Annotated in this window: 18 protein-coding genes; 14 read left to right on the top strand and 4 right to left on the bottom strand. The window is 62.4% G+C overall.

All coding sequences use genetic code 11. The features are described from left to right. Positions 1 to 244: 244 nt before the first annotated feature. The gene (locus ACJRW5_RS21200) at positions 245 to 883 is read right to left on the bottom strand and encodes a class I SAM-dependent DNA methyltransferase (RefSeq protein ID WP_484572468.1); all 639 of its coding nucleotides are present in this window, start codon (positions 881 to 883) and stop codon (positions 245 to 247) included. A 174-nt stretch (positions 884 to 1,057) separates the two neighbouring features. Here ACJRW5_RS21200 and ACJRW5_RS21195 point away from each other — a divergent pair, with 174 nt between their 5' ends. The 4 genes from ACJRW5_RS21195 (at position 1,058) to ACJRW5_RS21180 (ending at position 3,865) form a co-directional block, all read left to right on the top strand. Continuing rightward, positions 1,058 to 1,342, top strand: coding sequence for a hypothetical protein (locus ACJRW5_RS21195; protein ID WP_484572467.1), 285 nt, complete (start codon positions 1,058 to 1,060; stop codon positions 1,340 to 1,342). Positions 1,343 to 1,661: 319 nt separating this feature from the next. Next, positions 1,662 to 2,906: an MFS transporter gene (locus ACJRW5_RS21190; protein WP_484572466.1), complete on the top strand. Its 1,245-nt coding sequence runs from the start codon at positions 1,662 to 1,664 to the stop codon at positions 2,904 to 2,906. A gap of 195 nt (positions 2,907 to 3,101) precedes the next feature. Beyond that, positions 3,102 to 3,476 (top strand): hypothetical protein, encoded by a 375-nt coding sequence (locus ACJRW5_RS21185; protein WP_484572465.1) that lies wholly within the window; start codon positions 3,102 to 3,104, stop codon positions 3,474 to 3,476. 80 nt (positions 3,477 to 3,556) lie between these two features. Further along, positions 3,557 to 3,865, top strand: coding sequence for a hypothetical protein (locus ACJRW5_RS21180; RefSeq protein WP_484572464.1), 309 nt, complete (start codon positions 3,557 to 3,559; stop codon positions 3,863 to 3,865). Between the two features lie 456 nt (positions 3,866 to 4,321). On the opposite strand, the gene ACJRW5_RS21175 is transcribed toward ACJRW5_RS21180, so the two are convergent. Next, positions 4,322 to 5,551 carry an acyl-CoA dehydrogenase family protein gene (locus tag ACJRW5_RS21175; protein WP_484572463.1) on the bottom strand — a complete coding sequence of 410 codons (1,230 nt, stop codon included), beginning with the start codon at positions 5,549 to 5,551 and terminating at the stop codon, positions 4,322 to 4,324. Beyond that, positions 5,548 to 6,510 carry an aliphatic sulfonate ABC transporter substrate-binding protein gene (locus tag ACJRW5_RS21170; RefSeq protein ID WP_484572462.1) on the bottom strand — a complete coding sequence of 321 codons (963 nt, stop codon included), beginning with the start codon at positions 6,508 to 6,510 and terminating at the stop codon, positions 5,548 to 5,550. Before ACJRW5_RS21170 ends, ACJRW5_RS21175 begins: the two co-directional genes overlap by 4 nt. A 376-nt stretch (positions 6,511 to 6,886) precedes the next feature. Between ACJRW5_RS21170 and ACJRW5_RS21165 the strand changes: the two genes are divergently transcribed. The 5 genes from ACJRW5_RS21165 (at position 6,887) to ACJRW5_RS21145 (ending at position 12,163) form a co-directional block, all read left to right on the top strand. After that, positions 6,887 to 8,218, top strand: coding sequence for an OprD family porin (locus tag ACJRW5_RS21165; protein WP_484572461.1), 1,332 nt, complete (start codon positions 6,887 to 6,889; stop codon positions 8,216 to 8,218). 72 nt (positions 8,219 to 8,290) lie between these two features. Next, a complete protein-coding gene (locus ACJRW5_RS21160) occupies positions 8,291 to 9,286 on the top strand; it encodes an aliphatic sulfonate ABC transporter substrate-binding protein (RefSeq protein WP_484572460.1) in 996 nt (331 codons plus the stop codon). A gap of 3 nt (positions 9,287 to 9,289) precedes the next feature. Beyond that, positions 9,290 to 10,120, top strand: coding sequence for an ABC transporter permease (locus ACJRW5_RS21155; protein WP_484572459.1), 831 nt, complete (start codon positions 9,290 to 9,292; stop codon positions 10,118 to 10,120). Continuing rightward, on the top strand, positions 10,117 to 10,848 hold the full coding sequence (locus ACJRW5_RS21150) for an ABC transporter ATP-binding protein (protein ID WP_484572458.1): 732 nt from the start codon (positions 10,117 to 10,119) through the stop codon (positions 10,846 to 10,848). The genes ACJRW5_RS21155 and ACJRW5_RS21150 overlap by 4 nt, the downstream gene beginning before the upstream one ends. Before the next feature lie 247 nt (positions 10,849 to 11,095). Further along, positions 11,096 to 12,163 carry a 2,3-butanediol dehydrogenase gene (locus ACJRW5_RS21145; protein ID WP_484572457.1) on the top strand — a complete coding sequence of 356 codons (1,068 nt, stop codon included), beginning with the start codon at positions 11,096 to 11,098 and terminating at the stop codon, positions 12,161 to 12,163. Positions 12,164 to 12,953: 790 nt separating this feature from the next. On the opposite strand, the gene ACJRW5_RS21140 is transcribed toward ACJRW5_RS21145, so the two are convergent. Next, complete coding sequence (locus tag ACJRW5_RS21140; protein WP_484572456.1) at positions 12,954 to 13,466, bottom strand: hypothetical protein; 513 nt, start codon at positions 13,464 to 13,466, stop codon at positions 12,954 to 12,956. 622 nt (positions 13,467 to 14,088) lie between these two features. Between ACJRW5_RS21140 and chrA the strand changes: the two genes are divergently transcribed. From chrA to ssuD, 5 genes are all read left to right on the top strand, one after another. After that, entirely contained in the window at positions 14,089 to 15,423 is a 1,335-nt protein-coding gene (chrA, locus tag ACJRW5_RS21135; RefSeq protein WP_484572455.1) for a chromate efflux transporter, read from the top strand. Between the two features lie 195 nt (positions 15,424 to 15,618). Continuing rightward, entirely contained in the window at positions 15,619 to 16,257 is a 639-nt protein-coding gene (locus tag ACJRW5_RS21130) for a peroxiredoxin (RefSeq protein ID WP_484572454.1), read from the top strand. 9 nt (positions 16,258 to 16,266) lie between these two features. Next, positions 16,267 to 16,860 (top strand): NADPH-dependent FMN reductase, encoded by a 594-nt coding sequence (gene ssuE / locus ACJRW5_RS21125; RefSeq protein ID WP_484572453.1) that lies wholly within the window; start codon positions 16,267 to 16,269, stop codon positions 16,858 to 16,860. Positions 16,861 to 16,926: 66 nt separating this feature from the next. Then, entirely contained in the window at positions 16,927 to 17,892 is a 966-nt protein-coding gene (locus tag ACJRW5_RS21120; RefSeq protein ID WP_484572452.1) for a sulfonate ABC transporter substrate-binding protein, read from the top strand. Positions 17,893 to 17,950: 58 nt separating this feature from the next. Next, positions 17,951 to 19,099 (top strand): FMNH2-dependent alkanesulfonate monooxygenase, encoded by a 1,149-nt coding sequence (gene ssuD, locus ACJRW5_RS21115; RefSeq protein WP_484572451.1) that lies wholly within the window; start codon positions 17,951 to 17,953, stop codon positions 19,097 to 19,099. Positions 19,100 to 19,227: the final 128 nt, after the last annotated feature.

Here is a 19,227-nt window from a genome sequence, read left to right as displayed (position 1 = left end):
GCGTGCCGCTCGAAGGCACGTCGCTACCCAATTGCCTGCGTTGGCTGTTCGATCGCCGTTGACCGAGTGGGTTGCCCGGATTGCCGGGCTTGTCTGGCGTTATGCAGTGGCTGTGCCAATCCCTGTCGAAGTGCTCAAGGCCGGGCTCTCACTGGCCTGGCGCGATTCTGTGGCTTGTGGCGCACGCGTCGAATACAGCCCAAAAGAATGCACGGACCGAACCTTTGCCCCATTGTGAGTCGCTTCAGGCTGGTGATTTGGCCGCACGCCAGACGCTGGCCAGCCAGGGTTGTTGCTCACGCGGCAGGCCCTCGGGGCGGTAGTAGTGTTCCAGCTCGACGAAGCCAGCGGCAGCCAGTCGCGTGCGCCAGCGTTCCAGGTCGTGGTAGCTGCCGTAGCGTGGGCCGTTCCAGCCCTCCTGGTTGTCGCCACGCGGGTTGGAGCTGAACAGCACACCACCGTTTTTCAGCGTTGCATGCAACTGGCCGAGCACCCGCGGCAGCTCCTGGTCCGGCACATGGAACAGGCTGGCGTTGGCGAAGATACCGTCGAAACGCGCCTCGGGCAGGTTCAGGGCGAGGAAGTTCTGCTGCCACACCTCGCAGCCACTGTCGGCGCGCGCCATCTCGACGAATTCGGCGCAGCCGTCCAGCCCGACGGGCTGATGGCCGAGCGCGCTGAAGGTGCGCAAATCGCGACCGGGGCCGCAGCCGAGGTCGAGGATGCGCCAGGGTTTCTCCGCCTCGATATGCCGCAGCAGGGCGGCGATGTTCTGGCTGACGTCGTGGTCGCGGGTGCCCTCGCGAAAATCCTCGGCGCTGTCCTGATAGTGGGTCAGGGTGAGGGCGCTGATCTGGGCGAGCTCGTCGGGGCTCAGAGGCATGCTGGTGTTCCTGCAAAAAGAGTTATTAGAACCGCTCGCCGGGGTAGGCGGCCAGGGGCGAGTTGCCACTTGGTCGGCCGCCAATGAACCACCGTCGTGCTTGTACAGTCCCATTTTCTGAGGGGTGTAGACCGACTGGCTGCAGTCGGGTGCCCACAATCAGGAGATAACGCGATGGTTACGCACTACAAAGTCTCTGGCCACCTCGCCTGTGGCTCTCATGGTGAAAAACTGCCCTCCACCACCGACCTGGCCAAGGTCAAATGCCGCAATTGCCGTAAGACCGAAGTGTTTACCGAAGCGCGGCGTAATGCCCGCAACGCCGCCCGACGTGCAGCGCGTCGAGCGAAAGCTACCCGTGCCGTCAATGACTGGCGCGCCTCCTGGGAAGCACGCCTGGCGGCGCTGCCGGGGCCGCAGCGTCTGCCTCGCGGTTTTGGCGACCAGGCCTTCGTCTAGTCTGAAAACTTGCGGGCGGCACCCGCCTGCAAACACGTGTAGGAGCCGCGCTCCGCGGCGAACGGAGCACACGACGCAATCTTGCGGTGTGGCCGTATTCGTCTTCGCGCCGGGGCGCCGCTCCTACAGCGACCGGATCAGGCGCTGTCGTGTGAATGGCCCTGTGTCGGGTGGAGGCGGCCTCTGACGCCTCTGCGAGGTCCGCAGTGCAATTTACGCAACAGCCTGTTCGCCTGATTGCCCCAACGCGGTGCGTTGCCGTAGATTGGCCGGCTACTCCTCGACTGGAACCCACCGGTCATGTCTTGAGGCTTAACCCGTGTCTGCTGCCGCTTCCTCCTCCGTTTACCGGCTTCCCGGCTTCCTGCCTTTTCTCACCGCACGTCTGATGGCCGTATTCGCCATGCAGATTCAGGCTGTGGTGGTGGCCTGGCATATCTACGACCTGACCCGCGACCCGCTGTCGCTGGCCTACGTCGGTCTGGCGCAATTCATTCCGATGCTGGTGCTGCTGATGCCGGCTGGCGATCTCATCGATCGTTACGACCGGCGCCTGATCCTTATGCTCAGCTGGCTGCTGGAGGGCGTCTGTGCTGCGGCCCTGCTATGGCTGGCGCTGAATGATGCGGCGGTGAACTGGTACTACGCTGTGCTGGTGCTTTATGGCTGCGGTCGGGCCTTTACCGGGCCTGCTCTGGGCAGCCTGTTGCCGCAGATCGTGCCGCGCGAGCGCCTTTCTGCGGCCATCGCCGCCAACAGCATGCTCATGCGTACGGCGACCATTTCCGGGCCGGTCATTGGCGGTGGCCTTTACGCCATCGGTGGCGGCGGCCTGACCTACTCGGTCTGCCTGCTCGGTTTCGTCGCTGGCGCCTTGTTGCTCAGGCGTGTGCCGGTGCTTTATGCCGAGAAGATGCAGGCGCTGGAGGCGGGCGCCTGGACGCGCTTTACCGCCGGTATTCACTTCATCCGCACGCGGCCGATCATCCTTGGCACCATTTCCCTGGATCTGTTCGCCGTGCTGCTCGGCGGCGTTGTCGCATTGCTGCCGATCTACGCGCAGGAAGTCCTTGAGGTCGGTCCCACCGGTCTGGGCCTGCTGCGCAGCGCCATGGCCATTGGCGAAGTGTCCGTTGGCCTGTACCTGAGCATGAGACCCTTCAACCGCCATGTCGGCCTGGTGATGTTCGGCGCGGTGGCGCTGTTCGGCCTGGCCAACCTGATGTTCGCCCTATCCAGCCTGTTCTGGCTGTCTTTCGCCGCGCTGATGGTGGCCGGTGGTGCGGACATGGTGAGCATGTACATCCGCTCGTCCCTGGTGCAGTTCTCCACCCCTGACGCTATGCGCGGCCGGGTCAACGCGGTGAACATGCTGTTCATCGGTTCCTCCAACGAACTGGGCGAATTCCGCGCCGGCACCAGTGCCGCCTGGTTCGGTGTCGTGCCGGCAGCGTTGCTCGGGTGCGCCTGCACCCTGCTGGTGACCGGCGGCTGGATGCTCGGTTTCAAGAGCCTGCGCAAGGTCGACCGTTTCGAGGATGCGGCGCCGAGCAAGGCGGCCTGATGCCTGCGGGCCTGCGCCTGCAGGCCCGGCATTTTCCGCGTGGGTTTGCAGGCACAGGGCCATTAGCTCCTCTGTGCTATGGCTGCTATGTCTGGCCGTCCTTATGCTCGCCCGTTACCGCGTCTTTTGTCGCTTCTCTCCGTGACGCAAAGGCCTTGTTGGCGGTATGGACGGATCAAACCAAGGATATCCAACATGAAAAAGACAACCCTCATCGCCGCGGCGGCCCTCTCCCTGACCCTGCTGGCAGGGTGTGGCGGGCGTACCCCGCTGGACTACGAAACCGGTACCTACATCACCCCGCAAACCGTGCAACAGCTGAAGGGCTCCGGCGCCAGCCAGGATGAGGTGGTCAACCAGATTGGCTATCCGAATTCCAAGTCCGAGCTGAGCGGCAAGGAAGTGTGGAAGTACGACTACAGCCTGATCACCGCACTGCCCGGCGCGCCGAACAAGAACGAGTCCACCGTGTTCGAGTGGAGCAAGGCCGGCAAACTGCTGGACGCCTACAAGACCAATGGCGGCGCCGGCGCCAACGGCAACCCGCTGCTGAACGCCGCCGGCATGTAAACAAGGTTCCGCGCTCACGAAAACGCCCGACATGTCGGGCGTTTTCGTGTGTGGGGGTTGCAGAGAGGTGCCGGTTGGCCGTGAGACCGGGATTCTCGTCTATCGCTTGTCCGCATCCACCGCGGCGCTGGCGCGGCTCGTACCGCGACTGGAAAGAAACGCCGATCGTCCCGGACGAGCGGCACTGGCCTGTGGACAGTCGCCAGCAGTCGCTGAGCAGCCTTGATTACCTCTGCCGTTACGGCTTTTGCATCGAGGTGGCCGCCGCGTTGATACGCGATGTCGATGGCCTTATCAACAGCCCGGGCAGCTATTCCGCCTATGGTCGGATCGGCCTGATCGTCGTCAGCCCCGAGAAGCGCCTGGTGGTCTATCTGTACAACGGCTGACGGCTGTCCGCCTGCCTCCCGATTCCTTCACAGATTCTGTTGGCAGTCCTGTGGATAACCTTTGCAAAAGCCCTTCGCGCCTAGCATTCAAGCAGGCTGCGGTAGGCCGCTCAGTTTTTACCCAATGACGCTTCGCTGGCGTTATTGCCAAGTGGTATATCGATTTTAATCAATCACTTGGCTCGGGTTTTCACCAGCAGAGCAAGGCGGAGTGTGTTACTGGGAGTCGTGCACAGAATCTGGGGAAAGCGCTGTGGATAAGGTGCGGGAAAACGCGGCCAGGCTAGGTGGGGCAAGGGCTGAGCGGGGCTGGCGATTTCTCGTTCGGTCACTGTGGCTGCCGAGGCGTAAGGCCGCCCGGCTGCAAGCCGGGGTAGGCCCGCGACATCAGAATCAGACGACAAGATCGCGGCGAAAGCCCTCCCACTGCCCCTGCTGGTATATGGCGTGCCCCGGTCAGCTGTACAGCGACGCTTGCGGGCCCTGGCCGCTGAGCAGCCAGTGGCCGAGGTCGCGCACCTTGTAGTCGATCGGGTCGTGCAGGCTGTGCACCCGCACGTTACGCCAGAATCGGTCGAAGCCATAGCGCGAGCTGGTCGCGCGGGCGCCCATGGCCTCGAAGATCTGGCTGGTGATGTCCAGTGCGGCACGTACCGCCACCACCTTCGCTTCGCTGATGGCCAGTGCCACTTCGGCACGCTCGGCGGCGGTCAGCGCCGGTTTCTCCCAGGCTGCTTGCAGGCGCTGCGCAGCGTGTTCGGCCAGCGGCAGGGCGCTGCGATAGCGTAGCCACAGCTCCCCGTAGCGTTGCTGGATGAATGGGTCGTCACTGGCCTTGGCCACGCCCGCCGTCGGCCATGGGCGACTTTGTTCGCGGGTATAGCGCAGCGCCGCATCCAGTGCGCCCTGGGCGTTGCCCAGGTAGAGCTGGGTGAGGATCAGCTGCGACAGGCAGGCGCGCAAGGTGGTGCGCGGGCTGGGGCCGACCGGGCCGAGTAGCTCGCTGGCATCGACGAAGACCTGCTCGAACTGCACCGTGCCGCTGTCGGTCTGGCGCTGGCCGAAGCCGTCCCAGTCGCTGTTTACCGCCAACCCCTCGCGCTGACTGGGCACGACGATGAATACCCGGTCGTCCTGGTTCTTGCCGCGCGGGGCGCTGACCACCAGCGCATCGGCGCCGAGTGCGCCGGAGCAGAACGACTTGCTGCCATTGAGCTCGTAGTGTTCTTCACGCGGACTGAGCGCAAGACCGGTGTCGCGACCGTTGGTGGCGTTACCCCAGAACCAGCGCTCCTGCACCGTGCGCGTCAGCCAGTGACGCTGCTGTTCAGGGTTGCCGAACAGCAGGATGGTCGCCACCTGCAGGTGTTGGAAGGCAAACAGGTGGGCCAGCGAGCTGTCCGCCGCCGCCAGGTAGCGCACGATGCGATAGATCTCTGGCCAGGCCACGCCAGGGCCACCGTATTGCTGCGGCACGGCCAGGGGCAGCAGGCCGCTCTCACGCAGCAGCTCGCGTTCTGCCTGCGCGCTGCCACCGGCTCGGTCCCGTTCCACCGCACTGGCCGCCAGACGCCTGGCCAGGCGTTCGACCTTGGCCGTGCGGTTGCCGAAATCCACGGGGAACAGGTGCGCGGCAAACAGCGGATCGTCACGCAGGCTCGGGTGCAGGCGGGCTTCGACGCTCATTGTGCGGCGCTCCAGATGGTTACCTGGCTGGCGTCGACCGCCTTGGGTAGCAGACTGGCGGCGAAGAAGGCGTCGGCGATCTTCTGCTGCTCGGCCAGGCTTGCTGGCTGCACCAGGCGTACCTGGTAGCTGCGTTTGGCATTGGCCTGCTCGACGATGGCCGGGTCGAGGTTGCCCCACAGCGGGCCGAGTATCGCTGCGGCCTGGCTGGGGTTGGCGCGCAGCCAGTCACCGGCTTTCACCAGTTCGGCGAACACGCTCTGCAGGACCTGTGGATGATTCCTGGCGAAGCTGGCGCTGGTCAGATAGTAGCGTTGGTAGTCGGCCAGGCCCTTGCCGTCAGCGAGGATGCGTGTCGGCAGTTGTTGCTGGGCGCCACTGAGGAAGGGCTCCCAGGTGACCCATGCATCGACCTTGCGGTTTTCGAAGGCGGCGCGACCGTCGGCCGGGGTCAGATAGGCCGGCTCGATATCGCTGAATTTCAGACCGGCCTGCTGCAGCGCAGCAATCAGTAGGTAATGCACACCGGCTGCTTTGGTCACGGCGATCTTCTTGCCCTTGAGGTCGGCCAGGGTTCTGATCGGCGAATCCTCGCGCACCAGAATCGCCTGCGCGCTGGGTGAGGGGGCTTCCTGGGCGAAGTAGGCGAGGTCGGCGCCAGCGGCCTGGGCGAACACCGGCACGGTGTCGGCGACATCGGCAGAGAGATCGATATTGCCGACGTTGAGTGCTTCCAGCAGTGGCTGGCCATTGGGGAATTCGTGCCAGCTGACCTGGATATCCTGCTCGGCCAGGGCTTTTTCCAGCGTGCCCTGGCTCTTCAGCAGGCTGATCAGCGTGGAGGATTTCTGGTAGCCGATGCGCAGCTGTTCGGCTGCGTCGACCAGTGGCGCCGCGAGCAGGCCAACGGCCAGGGAAACGGCGATCAGGGTGCTGCGTCTGGAGTGTGTCTGGGACATGGCGGGCTCTCGATGCGGACACGTGCCAGCCATGGACAGAGGCGGACCACGCGTACTTCAGTGTTCAGGGAAAGAAGTCCGGTGATCCGGTGAAGAGAAGCTAATCGATATAAAAAATATCCAATAAATAATTTTTAGGAATTAGCTTAGGTGTCGTCACGCGACACGTCTTATATGCAATTTAGTTACTACAAAGTAAAAAATAATTCTTTTTAGAGATTATCCATCGTCTCGTAGATTAGCCACCAGCCGACAGCGGACCACCGCATCGGGCCCGAATCAGGGGCTCTCATGCCGTTTCGTCGTGTCGGTCGTCCGCCGAGCCCCTGTGCAGTGCCCAGCCCATAACAGCCACACAGCACCTGGAGCATCGAGCATGAACAAGTCCAACCTGGCGCTGGCCGTCGCCCTGGCCGCCCTGGCCACAGAAGCGAGCGCCGCCGGATTCATCGAAGACAGCAAGGTCGACCTGACCCTGCGTAACCTCTATTTCGACCGTAACGCCAAGAACACCGACAACAACAATGCCGAGGTCGCCGAGTGGGGCCAGGGCTTCATCCTCAATTTCCAGTCCGGATTCACCGAAGGCACCGTAGGCTTTGGGGTGGATGCCATTGGCCTGCTGGGGGTCAAGCTGGACTCCGGTGGCCGCACCGACAAGGTGGGGCGTGAGCGCAATCCGGGGCAGTTGTTCCCGCTGGATGGCGACAACAGCGCGGTGGACGATTACAGCAAGGCGGGCGTGACGGCCAAGGCGCGTATCTCCAAGACCGAGCTGCGCATCGGCACCCTGCAGCCGAAGCTGCCGGTGGTGAGCTTCAACGATGGGCGTCTGTTGCCACAGCTGTTCGAGGGTGGGCAGATCACCAGTAACGAGATCGACGGCCTGACCCTGACCGCCGGCCAGCTCGAACATGCCAAGGGCCGTAGCTCCACCGACTCCCGCGGTCTGTCCATCGCCGGCGCCAACAACGCCACGACCGGTCAGTTCGTCAACACGTTCTACTTCGCCGGCGGCGACTACAAGCTCAGCAAGGACCTGACCGCGCAGTACTACTACGGCAACCTTGAGGACTTCTACAAACAGCACTTCCTGGGGCTGGTGCACAACTGGGGCCTCGGCGGTGGCAACCTGAAGACCGACCTGCGCTATTTCTACAGCGACTCCGACGGCAAGAACGGCAGCGCCTCCGGCCGTGCCGAGGGATACCGCAGCAATGGTTACTGGCGAGCGGGCGACAGCAAGACGGGCGAGGTGGATAACCGCACCTGGAGCGCGTTGTTCACATACAGCCACAGTGGTCACGAGCTGAGTGCCGGCTACCAGCAGGTATCGGGCGACAGTGCCTTTCCCTTCCTGGATCAGGGTGACGGCTCGACGTCCTACCTGATCACCGACCGCCAGATCGGCAAGTTCCAGAATGCGGGCGAGCGCACCTGGCTGGCGGGGTATGCCTATGACTTCGGCAAGCTGGGTGTGCCAGGCCTGAAGGCATCGCTGGTGTACCTGTCGGGCGACAACATCGACAAGGCCCAGGGCGAAGACAAGGAATGGGAGCGTGACATACGCCTGGATTACACGCTGCAGGACGGCGCACTGAAGGGGCTGGGGTTCTCCTGGCGCAACGCCAGTTTCCGTTCCAGCACCACGGCCACCGACCTGGACGAGAACCGCCTCTACGTGACCTACAGCTTGCCGCTGCTGTAAGCACTGCCCCGCACATCTCCTGACCGGCCCGTCAACGGGCCGGAAGGCAGTAATTTCCATGAGGAGATGATCATGAAGAAACACGCCTTGCGCCTCGGCCTGGCGGCACTTTTCGCCGCCTGGTTGCCAACCGCTGTACACGCCGCGCCGCCGAAAGAAGTTCGGCTGGACTATGCCTACTATGCCCCTACCAGCCTGGTGCTCAAGCAGCAGGGACTGCTGGAGAAAGCCCTCGCGCCGCAGGGTATCAGCGTCAAATGGGTGTTCAGCCAGGGCAGCAACCGCTCGTTGGAATACCTCAACGGTGGTAGTACCGATTTCGCTTCCACAGCCGGCCTGGCTGCTGTGCTCAGCCGCGCCAATGGCGCGCCGATCAACACCGTCTACGTCGCCAGCCGCCCGGAGTGGACGGCGCTGGTGGTACCCAAGGACTCGTCCATCCAGTCGCTGGCAGAGCTCAAGGGCAAGAAGGTTGCCGCCACCAAGGGTACTGATCCGTTCCTGTTCCTGCTGCAGAGTCTGCAGCAGGCCGGACTGGACAAGAACGATGTGGAAATCGTCCATCTGCAACACCCGGATGGGCGCGTCGCGCTGGAGCGAGGTGACGTACAGGCCTGGGCCGGGCTTGACCCACTGATGGCGGCCAGCGAGCTGCAAGCGGGCTCGCGCTTGCTATACCGCAATCGTGACTTCAACAGCTACAGCGTGCTCAGTGTCACCGAGCAGTTTGCCAAGGACCAGCCGGGGCTCATTCAGCAGGTTATTGGGGCCTATGAGCAGGCGCGTCAGTGGGCCATCGCCAACCCGGACGATTTGGCGCAGTTATTGGCCGACGAAGCCAAGCTGCCGCTGGCGGTGGCCAAGTTGCAGTTGTCGCGTACCGACTTCAGCAATCCACAGCCGGGGCAAGAACATATCGCGGCCTTGCAGGCATCAGCGCCGATTCTGCTCGAGGAGCAACTGGTGCGCCCAGGGACGGATGTGGCTCAGGTGGTTGAGCAACTTATCCAGCCGCAACTCGCTGCCAAGGTGATTGGTCAGTCGAATGTGGCCAAGGCGGAGAACTGACCTATGGGTGTGCTCAATCTCGCCATCGGCCGTTGGGCTGAACGGCTGCCAGGCTGGCGGCCGGCACTGACCGACTTGCGCGGTTGGGTAGTGCCCTTGTTGTTGCTGAGCCTGCTGGAAACCTTGGTGCGCAGCGGTGTTCTACCTGCGCACCAGATGCCCGCGCCGAGCCAGGTGGCGCAAACACTTTACGCACTGGCGCAGAGCGGGGAGCTGTGGCGTCACCTGAGTGCCAGCCTGCTCCGCGTGGGCGGCGGTTTTGCCATAGGTGTCGCGCTGGCCATCGTCATCGGTACCTGGGTCGGGCTTAGCCGGCGCGCCGAGGCTTATCTGGAGCCCACCTTCCAGGCCCTGCGTGCGATTCCCAGTCTGGCCTGGGTGCCGCTGCTGTTGCTCTGGCTGGGTATCGATGAAACGCCGAAGATCGTGTTGATCGCCCTTGGCGCGTTCTTTCCGGTGTACCTGGCGTTGCTCGCGGGCATCCGCAACATCGATCGCAAATTGGTGGAGGTAGGTCGTCTCTATGGCCTTTCTCCGTTGGCGCTGGTGCGCAGGATTCTCCTGCCTGCGGCGCTGCCGAGTCTGTTCACCGGTCTGCGTGGCGCGCTCAGCTTGAGCTGGATGTTCCTCGTTGCCGCAGAACTGATCGCTGCGACTCGGGGTCTCGGCTATCTGCTCAGCGACGGCCGGGAAACCTCGCGGCCTGATCTGGTGATCGCCGCCATCCTGCTGCTGGCGCTGCTTGGCAAGCTCAGCGACAGCCTGCTCAAGGCCTGGGAAACCCGTGCTCTGCGTTGGCGCGACAGCTTCCAGGGCGGGGAGGGCGGAGCATGAGTGCGCTGCTGAAACTGCAGAATATCCACAAGGCCTTCGCTGATGTCCGCGTGCTCGACGACGTCAGCCTGAGCCTGGCCGCTGGCGAAGTGGTCAGCCTGCTCGGCCCCTCCGGTTGCGGCAAGAGCACCTTGCTACGTATTGCCGCCGGGCTGGATCAGGATTATCAGGGCGGACTGGAGCTCAACCCGCTGCTCAACTTCGGCCGTGGCAACGGCATCGGCGTGGTGTTTCAGGAGCCCCGGCTGATGCCCTGGCTGAGCGTGGCGCAAAACGTCGGCTTTGCCGATGGCTGGGTGGCGGATGAGTCCTGGGTAGAACAACTGCTCTGTGATGTCGGCCTGCGGGGGCGTGGCCAGGCGCTACCCAAGCACCTCTCCGGCGGTCAGGCGCAGCGCGTGGCCATCGCCCGTGCGCTGTACGGCAAACCGCAGGTGTTGCTGCTCGACGAACCCTTCAGTGCGGTCGATGCCTTTACCCGCATGAAACTGCAGGACCTGGTTGTGGAGCTTGGGGCGCGCTACGAGATAGCCGTGCTGCTGGTCACCCACGATCTGGAGGAAGCGTTCTATCTGAGTGACCGGGTGCTGATCCTCGGCGGCTCTCCGAGTCGCCTGCAGCGGGAGCTGGCTGTGCCGTTGGCGCGACCGCGTGACCGTCGTTCCGCTGAGCTGGCGTATCTGCGGGGGGAGGCACTGACCGAACTGTACCAGTCACATGCGTTGTAAACGGACTCTTCAAGGTGGAGTACTTTCGGGCCGCAAGGCCCGTTTTTTTGTCCGCGTTGTGTGCGCCGGCGGATGCAATTCGCGAGCATTGCCCGCGGGTCCCATTGAGCAGCAGTACTCACCGTTCCCGATTGCCATGATGTGGCGCAATTCGCTGTAACTTTTGCGCGCGTAAGCTTCAGCCATGGTCTTGCGTATTTCCTGCAGGATGTATGAGTCGACTCAAAGTGACCATGGAGGTTGAAGCATGAAAGCAGCACGTTTTTACGACCGGGGCGATATTCGTATCGAGGACATCCCAGAGCCTGTCGTCAAACCCGGTACCGTGGGTATCGAAGTGGCCTGGTGCGGCATCTGCGGCACCGACCTGCACGAGTTCATGGAAGGGCCGATCTTCATTCCACCCTGCGGCCATCCGCATCCGATTTCCGGCGAGTCGGCGCCCGTCACGATGGGCCATGAGTTCTCCGGCGTGGTCTACGCGGTGGGTGAGGGCGTTGACGACATCAAGGTCGGCCAGCACGTGGTGGTCGAGCCCTATATCATTGCCGATGACGTACCCACCGGGCCGGGGGAGCGCTATCACCTGTCCAAGGACATGAACTTCATCGGTCTGGGCGGCCATGGCGGCGGCCTGTCGGAAAAGATCGCCGTCAAACGTCGTTGGGTTCACCCGATTTCCGACAAGATCCCTCTGGATCAGGCCGCTCTGATCGAACCGCTTTCGGTCGGTCACCACGCCTTTGTGCGCAGTGGCGCCAAGGCTGGCGACGTGGCGCTGGTCGGTGGCGCCGGGCCGATTGGTCTGCTGCTGGCGGCGATCCTCAAGGCCAAGGGCCTCAGCGTGATCATCACCGAGCTGAGTGCCAAGCGCAAAGAGAAGGCCCGCGAGTCCGGCGTTGCCGATCACATTCTCGACCCGTCGCAGGTGGATGTGGTCGAGCAGGTGATGGCGCTCACCGGCGGCAAAGGTGTGGATGTGGCCTTCGAGTGCACCAGCGTGAACAAGGTGATGGATGCCCTGGTCGCCGCGACCAAGCCCACAGGTGTAGTGGTGATCGTGTCGATCTGGAGCCATCCGGCCACCATCAACGTTCACAGCGTGGTGATGAAGGAACTGGACGTGCGCGGCACCATTGCCTACTGCAACGACCATGCGGAAACCATCAAGCTGGTCGAGGAGGGCAAGATCGACCTCGAACCTTTCATCACTCAGCGTATTCAACTCGACGACCTGGTCGCCAAGGGCTTCGACACCCTGATTCACAACAATGAATCGGCAGTGAAGATCATCGTGCAGCCGCGTTTGAAGTAATCGCCTGTCCTGCAGAGTGGGGTGCATGGTTTGCGCTCCACTCTGCTCACACAATCTGTTGGCAGCCCTGTGGGTAAACTGCGCAAAAGCGCGTTCCAGTCAGTGTCTGCGCGGCGTGGTCGAGGTCGCTCAGTTTTTGCCCGATGACACCTGGAAGGCGCTATCGCCAGTCGCGATATCTCAATGAATCAATAACTTGTACAGACTGCTCAGTCATCTGGCAGATGGCGGCCCTGTGCCTGTGCTTCATGCACAAAATCTGGGGAAAGTGCTGTGGATAAGATGAGGGAAAAGACGTCCAGGGCAGAAGGTAGAAGGGCTGTGCGGGACTGGTGATTTTTTGTCTTCTGCCATCTTTTCGGCTCACCTTGTGCTGCGTAGACGCGGCAATCCGCTGTCAGCCTTCTACTCGACCATGTCACTCGCTTGCCGCGGCGCTCTATCCCGTCAGCTGAGCAATGCACGCGCCTAACGCCAAGAGTGAGACCAGTCCCGTCATGGACACCATGAACTGGGTCATCCCTGAAGCCTGGTCTGATTCCGTGATGCGCTCGCCAGGGCGTGAGTTGAACGTAACCAGGCGACAGATGGGCCAGCCTATGTACCAGGCCACTTCTTCAAAGAGGAACTCACACATAAGCCAGATCAACACGCGTATGCACAGGCCGAGTAACCGCAAAACGCCTTTCAATGCCCCTTCGGCTAGCTCTTCCAAATACACTGCTCCTGCTTGCTCGGTTGTTTCGCTCTGTCGGTCAAGCGCTTTGGCTTCGGCAACAAGTCCGTTTCTTTATTGAGCGATTTCTCTCATGCGCAGGCAGGCAAACCCGGAAGGACGCAGGTTCATTTTCTTGAGCGTGAGTGCTTCTGTCTTTCCGGATGGCAGAATTTTTTCGCCTGTCACCGTGCAGTAGAGGGCCGGCCCCGACAGGACGCCAAGAATGCCTGGTGCGTTCTCGACATGAGTCCCCTGAGTGAAGCGATATCGGGCGTTGCTCTCGGGGGAGAAGGAGAAAATGACCTGGCAAAACGAGTTTCCATGGCGTCTGTTCAATGCCATGAAGGTCTGTGTATCGGCGTGGATCTTTACGCTCGACCCGGACGAGCCAAGCGTCGATGTTCCGGCGAAACATCCGTTGGCATCCATGTTGAAAATGTCGAACCACGAGCGTTCGTTGAAATTCACGGTGACCTCGGCGGAAGGCTCAGCCTCAGTCGGGAATAGGTAGGGCTTGTTGCCTAGCCGGTCGTAAAGCGTACAGCTGCTCAGCAGGGCGGATAACAGAAGCAAAGCAATGCGCATGGTCTTCCTTGTGGTCTATCGACTGGCGCTGATAGCGCATGGCCGTGTCAGCATGCCATGCGCTATTCCTTGTCGTATTGCGGTTTAGCGAGGGGAGGGAGCCCCGTGGCGGCGATGGTGGCAGGTCAGGGCCCTGCAAGTCCGTGGCGGAAGCTATTCCAGGGGCGACGCTGTTGTCCATGCTGAACAAGTCAGAACGCCACTTGGGTAGCATTCAGCGTGGTCAGGCGTTACCAGACAGCTCTCGCATCACCCACAGATTCTGTTGATTGCGCTGTGGATAACCTTTGCAAAAGCCTTCTGCGCTTAGCATTCAAGCGCCTCTTACGTTACCGCTCGTTTTTTGTGCAATGACGAATTTCCGGCGTTATCGCGAAGGGGTATATCTCAAGCAATCAATGACTTGCGTGGAATTATCAATAGCGAGACAGGCTGCTGGCGTGTTGCTAGGTGTCATGCACAGAAACTGGGGAAAGTGCTGTGGATAAGATGCGGGAAAAGTCCGCCAGGCCAGCTAGTACAAGGGCTGCGCGGAACTGGTGATTTTTCAGGCGGGTTCGCCTGTCTGTCATCTTTCGCGCCTATAGTGGTCGGTCGATTCGCCGATTGCGGGAGCCTGCCGATGTCCGATTTGCCTGAGCGTGATGCCCCGGTCAGCCTGCTGCAGGCCTTCTGGTTCTGGTTGAAGTTGGGGCTGATCAGTTTTGGTGGGCCGGCCGGGCAGATTTCGATCATGCATCAGGAGTTGGTGGAGAAGCGCCGTTGGTTGTCCGAGCGGCGCTTTCTGCATGCGCTGAACTACTGCATGTTGCTGCCCGGGCCTGAGGCGCAGCAGTTGGCCACCTATATCGGCTGGCTGATGCACCGCACCTGGGGCGGGGTAATTGCGGGTGCCTTGTTCGTGCTGCCGTCGCTGCTGATCCTGATCGTGCTGTCCTGGGTTTACCTGGCGTTTGGCGATGTGCCACTGGTGGCGGGTGTGCTCTACGGCATCAAGCCGGCGGTTACGGCCATCGTAGTGCAGGCCGCTTGGCGCATCGGTGGGCGGGTGCTGAAGAACGCCTGGCTGTGGGCCATCGCGGCGGCGGCGTTCGTGGCCATATTCGTGTTGCAACTGCCGTTCCCTTTGATCGTGCTGGGCGCAGCGCTGCTGGGGTATCTCGGCGGACGTCTGGCGCCGCAGCACTTCGCGGTCGGCGGCAGTCATGCCGAGGCGGGCGAGGCGCATGCGCCGGCGTTGATCGATGACGATACGCGCCTGGCCCATACGCACTTTCGTTCTGGCCGACTGGTGCTGATCCTGCTGCTTGGCGCGCTACTCTGGCTGCTGCCCATGACTCTGCTGACCCTGGCATTCGGCTGGCAGGGCACGCTGACGCAGATGGGTTGGTTCTTCACCAAGGCGGCGCTGCTGACCTTCGGTGGCGCCTACGCGGTGTTGCCCTACGTGTACCAGGGGGCCATCGAACATTACGCCTGGCTGACACCAAGGCAGATGATCGATGGCCTTGCGTTGGGCGAGAGCACGCCAGGGCCGCTGATCATGCTGGTGGCCTTCGTTGCCTTCGTCGGTGCCTACGCTCAGCCGCTGTTCGGTAGCGACTCGGCTTTCGCCAGTGGCGCGTTGGCGGCTCTGCTGGTCACTTGGTTCACCTTTTTGCCGTCGTTTTTGTTCATCCTCGCCGGCGGGCCACTGGTGGAGTCGACCCACGGTGAGCTCAAATTCACCGCGCCGCTGACCGGTATCACCGCCGCCGTGGTCGGGGTGATCATCAATCTGGCGCTGTTCTTCGCGTATCACGTGCTCTGGCCGCAGGGCTTCGCTGGCACGTTCGATTGGCTGTCGGCGTTGATTGCCCTCGCTGCGGGCGTGGCGTTGCTGGGCTTCAAGCGTGGGGTGATCGAAACGCTGGTGGCTTGTGCATTGGTGGGTTTGGCAGTGCAGCTGTTGGCTTAGCGCTGCCAGGCCAATAGCCATGCAGGTTTCGTCTGGCGGCTGCTCTGCTTCGGCTGATGATGGACGACGGGCGGTCGGTGGCAGCTGATTCTGAACGACTTTTTGGTTATAAATAAATCATTATTTATTCTTTTTGTTTTGGTTTTTTCCTGAGCATAGTGAGCGCCACGCAAGTCACTGCCAAGGAGCACGACCATGAGTATCCGCCTGGGCGACATCGCCCCCGATTTCGAGCAGGATTCCAGTGAAGGCCGCATTCGTTTTCATGAATGGCTGGGCGACAGCTGGGGCATCCTCTTCTCTCACCCGGCTGATTTCACCCCGGTGTGCACCACCGAGCTGGGCTTCACCGCCAAGCTCAAGGATGAGTTCGCCAAGCGCGGCGTCAAGGCCATTGCCCTGTCGGTCGACCCGGTGGACTCGCACCTGAAGTGGATCGACGACATCAACGAGACGCAGAACACTGCGGTCAACTTCCCGATCATCGCCGACGCCGACCGCAAGGTGTCCGATCTCTACGACCTGATCCATCCGAACGCCAACGACACGCTCACCGTGCGCTCGCTGTTCGTCATCGATCCGAACAAGAAGGTACGCCTGACCATCACCTATCCGGCGAGCACCGGGCGTAATTTCAACGAGATCCTGCGTGTCGTCGATTCGCTGCAACTGACGGACAACTACAAGGTGGCCACACCGGCCAACTGGCAGGACGGCGATGAAGTGGTGATCGTGCCGTCGCTGAAGGATGAGGCTGAGCTCAAGCAGCGCTTCCCCAAAGGCTATCGCGCGGTCAAACCCTATCTGCGTCTGACCCCGCAACCGAATAAATAAGGAATCACCATGCATGTCGTGTTGCTGTCCGGCAGCCCTGCAGCGCGTTCGCGCACCGAGTTGTTGCTGGATCATGTGCGCCAACGCCTGGAGGCGCAGCAGATCGAGGTGACGCTGCTGCGGGTGCGCGACTTTCCGGCCGAGGACCTGTTGCACGCGCGTTTTGACAGTCCGGCGATTGAGCATCTGCAGTCTGCAGTGGCCAGTGCCGATGGCCTGGTGGTCGGCACGCCGGTGTACAAGGCTTCGTTCACTGGCGCGTTGAAGGTGCTGCTGGACCTGCTGCCGGAGCGCGCCCTGGCGCACAAAGTGGTATTGCCTCTGGCCAGTGGCGGCAGCCCGGCTCATCTACTGGCGGTGGACTATGCGCTGAAGCCGGTACTGGCGGCGCTCAAGGCGCAGGAAATGCTCTCCGGCGTGTTCGCTGTGGACAAGCAGATCACCTACCCGGAGGCCGAGCGTCCGGCGCAGATCGACGATGAGCTGCGCGAACGTCTCGACGAGGCACTGGAACAACTGGTCGCGGCCCTGGCACGACGGCCAAAACCGATTGACCCGAAGCTGTTGAACGACCGGCTGGTGAACGCCCGCTGGAGTATCTGATTCCCCCGCCTTACTCGCCCGCTAACGGGCAAGCAGGCCCACACTCGATTTGCAAAGGAGGTCGCCATGGGCGCCAGCACTTTGCGTCGGAGTCTGGTCGCCCTGTTTGCTGCGGCCATTTCCTTCGGCGCCATCACTCACGCACAAGCCGAGACGCTGCGTATCGGTTATCAGAAGTACGGCACCCTGGTGCTGCTCAAGGCCAGGGGCACGCTGGAGAAACGCCTGGCGGAGCAGGGCGTGGATGTCAAATGGACCGAGTTCCCTGGCGGCCCGCAGTTGCTCGAAGGTCTCAACGTCGGCTCCGTGGACTTTGGCGTTACCGGTGAAACACCGCCGGTCTTCGCCCAGGCGGCGGGCGCCGATCTGCTCTATGTCGCCCACGAGCCACCGGCGCCGACCGGCGAGGCGATTCTGGTGGCGAAGGATTCGCCGCTGCAGTCGGTGGCCGAGCTCAAGGGCAAGAAGGTCGCCCTGAACAAGGGCTCCAACGTGCACTATCTGCTGGTGCGCGCACTGGAGGATGCTGGCCTCACCTACGCTGACATTCAACCGGTTTATCTGCCGCCAGCAGACGCCCGCGCCGCGTTCGAGCGCGGCAGTGTCGACGCCTGGGTGATCTGGGACCCGTTCCAGTCTGCCGCAGAAAAGCAGCTGCAGGCGCGCACCCTGCGTGACGGCAGCGGCCTGGTCGACAACCACCAGTTCTACCTGGCGACCCGCAGTTTCGCCGAGAAGCACCCGCAGGTAGTCGGGGTGCTGGTCGAGGAAATTCGCGGCGTTGGTGAGTGGGTCCAGGGCAATCTCGATGAGGCCACCCGCGAGGTCGCACCGCTGATCGGCCTGTCGCCGGAGATCACCCGTCAGGCCGTCGAGCGCCAGGGCTACGGTGCGCAGTTCATCACCCCGCAGGTGGTCGAGGCGCAACAGAAGATCGCCGACACCTTCACCGAGCTGAAGCTGATTCCCAAGCAGCTGAGCATCAGGGACGTGATCTGGAGTCCACCCGCAAAAGTGGCCCAGGCCCAGTAATTACGTGGCCTGGGTAGCCCGGGCCATATCGATGATTTCCCAGCAAGGAGACAACTCCGTGAGCCTCAATATCTTCTGGTTCCTGCCTACTCATGGCGATGGCAAGTACCTGGGCACCGCCGAAGGGGCGCGCGCGGTCGACCACGGTTACCTGGCGCAGGTCGCCCAGGCTGCCGACCGCCTTGGTTATGGTGGCGTGCTGATCCCTACCGGGCGTTCCTGCGAGGATTCCTGGCTGGTGGCCGCTTCGCTGATCCCGGTCACGCAGCATCTGAAGTTTCTCGTCGCGCTGCGGCCCGGGATCATTTCGCCAACCGTGGCGGCGCGCCAGGCCGCGACGCTGGATCGCCTGTCGGGTGGTCGTGCGCTGTTCAACCTGGTGACCGGCGGCGACCCGGACGAGCTGGCCGGGGACGGGCTGCACCTGTCGCATGCCGAGCGTTACGAGGCTTCCGTCGAGTTCACGCGGATCTGGCGCCGTGTGCTGGAAGGCGAAACTGTCGACTACGAGGGCAAGCACATCCAGGTCAAGGGCGCCAAGCTGCTCTATCCGCCACTGCAACAGCCGCGTCCGCCGTTGTACTTCGGTGGCTCTTCCGAAGCAGCGCAGGATCTGGCTGCCGAGCAGGTCGAGCTGTACCTGACCTGGGGTGAGCCGCCGGCCGCCGTCGCGGAGAAGATCGCTCAGGTGCGTGAGAAGGCCGCCAGGCAGGGGCGCGAGGTGCGTTTCGGGATTCGTCTGCACGTGATCGTGCGCGAGACCAATGAGGAGGCATGGGCGGCGGCGGATCGCCTGATCAGCCACCTCGACCAGGACACCATCGACCGTGCTCAGGCGTCACTGGCGCGTTTCGACTCGGTGGGCCAGCAGCGCATGGCGGCGTTGCACGGCGGCAGCCGCGACAACCTGGAGGTCGCGCCCAACCTCTGGGCCGGAGTTGGCCTGGTACGTGGCGGTGCAGGAACGGCGCTGGTCGGCGATGGCCCGACCGTGGCGGCACGGGTCAGGGAGTACGCGGAGCTGGGTATCGACACCTTTGTCTTCTCCGGCTACCCGCATCTGGAAGAGTCGTATCGCGTTGCTGAACTGCTGTTCCCGCATCTGGACGTAGCTCAACCGCAGCGTCCGGAGAGCCGCGGTTATGTCAGCCCGTTCGGCGAAATGATCTCCAGCGACATTCTGCCGAAGGCCGCGTCGGCGAGTTGAGGGAGAGGATGTAGCCCGAATCGTAGGGTGCGCTGCGCGCACCGCGATTGCCAGCGCTCCCATTGGTGCGCACGGCGCACCCTACGGATCGATGTTTCTCCGGTTTTCCATTTCATGGACGAGGCGCT

The organism is Pseudomonas pichavaramensis (genome assembly GCF_050473265.1).
In the GTDB taxonomy this organism is placed as follows: domain Bacteria; phylum Pseudomonadota; class Gammaproteobacteria; order Pseudomonadales; family Pseudomonadaceae; genus Aquipseudomonas.
The sequence above is the reverse complement of the archived record's forward strand: the minus strand, read 5'-3'. Positions and strand labels throughout refer to the sequence as shown.